Source organism: Paraburkholderia sp. RL17-347-BIC-D (assembly GCF_046027915.1).
Classification (GTDB): Bacteria; Pseudomonadota; Gammaproteobacteria; order Burkholderiales; family Burkholderiaceae; genus Paraburkholderia.
In genome coordinates this window covers 1-1332 of record NZ_JARESS010000173.1, presented here as the reverse complement: position 1 = coordinate 1332, position 1332 = coordinate 1, and the positions used below count along the sequence as shown (strand labels likewise).

Below are 1332 nucleotides of genomic sequence, written 5' to 3'. Positions count from 1 at the left end.
TAGTGGACAAGTCAACCCCGATGGGCAAATGGCCGGCTCCGGCCGAAATATACTGGTAGATTATCCCGCAGATCTCTTAGCGAACCAGCCATTCGGGTGTCGGCTTCGTAGGATGGGCGAGCGGCAACCACTGGCCGGCCGAAAAGCTGCCGCTGGCGCAGGGCGAATGATTTCGACCGGCGGCTTACGGCGAGGGAGCTAGACCCGTACAGTCGACCGAATACCACGAATGCGAACTGTAGCTGGCCGTCAAGAACATCGGCCACATGCACAAAGACGAAGTTACCGCAAACCAACGGCATCGTCGGGCGCCTGCACAAGACCATGCTCAACGAGTTCTATCGTGCGGCGTTTCGCAAGAAGATCTACGCATCGGTCGACGCGCTGCAGACCGATCTTAGCGCGTGGCTTGAGCAGTACAACCACGAGCGCGAACATCAGGGTCGATGGTTGTAGTGGTCAAGTTATTTCGGACAGGCAGATAGGTTCTTTCACTGTCGGTTTCGCCTCGTAGGCAGCGGGCGACAGATAGCCCAAGGTCGAATGTAGGCGTACGGCATTGTAGAAGCCGACGATGTACTGGTTGATGTCGCGCCGTGCCTCGTCGTGGTTGGCGTACTGACGCTGCCACACGCGCTCCATTTTCAGGTTCAGGAAGAACCTCTCCATCACTGAATTGTCCCAGCAATTTCCCTTGCGGCTCATGCTGCAAACCACGTGATGCTGCTTCAGCAATGCCTGGTACTCGTCACTCGCATACTGGCTGCCCCTGTCCGAATGCAGGACCAGCCCCCGCGCTGGCCGACGCTGCTGCAGCGCCATGGTCAGTGCCGACATGACCAGTCCGGCCGGCATGGTGGGAGCCATAGACCAGCCGACTACCTTGCGTGAGAACAGGTCCAGCACGACCGCCAGATACAGCCAGCCCTGCGCCGTGCGGATATACGTGATGTCCGAAACCCACGCGCGATTGGGCTCGGCCACATCAAACTGGCGGTCGAGCACGTTCTCCGCCACAGGTAGCGTATGCCTGCTGTCGGTCGTCGAGACGAACTTGCGCTTCCAGCTCGTGCGCAGGCCTGCGTCGCGCATCAGCGTACGCACCCGGTAACGACCAATACGTAACCCTTGCTCCCGCAGCGCATGCATCACACGCCGGCTGCCATAGCTCGCGCCGCTGGCGGCGAATGCTGCCCTGACGTGGGTCTGTTCCTGCAGGCTCCTTGCGCTCGGCCTGGCACGCCGGTGTGCGTAGTAGCCAGAGCGGCTCACCCGCAAAACCCGGCAGGCGTCACTGACCGATACGGCCTCCTGTTGCAAGTGATTTACCAA

General features: G+C 60.3%; 1 protein-coding gene and 1 pseudogene. One reads left to right on the top strand and one right to left on the bottom strand.

The genetic code is table 11. The annotated features are described in order from the left end of the window. Positions 1-242: 242 nt before the first annotated feature. Positions 243-450: pseudogene (locus tag P0D96_RS47955) on the top strand (integrase core domain-containing protein); the annotation flags it as partial. A 9-nt stretch (positions 451-459) separates the two neighbouring features. On the opposite strand, the gene P0D96_RS47950 reads toward P0D96_RS47955, so the two are convergent. Next, positions 460-1332 (bottom strand): IS3 family transposase (locus tag P0D96_RS47950; RefSeq protein ID WP_408321327.1); only part of this gene is annotated, 873 nt, incomplete at its 5' end.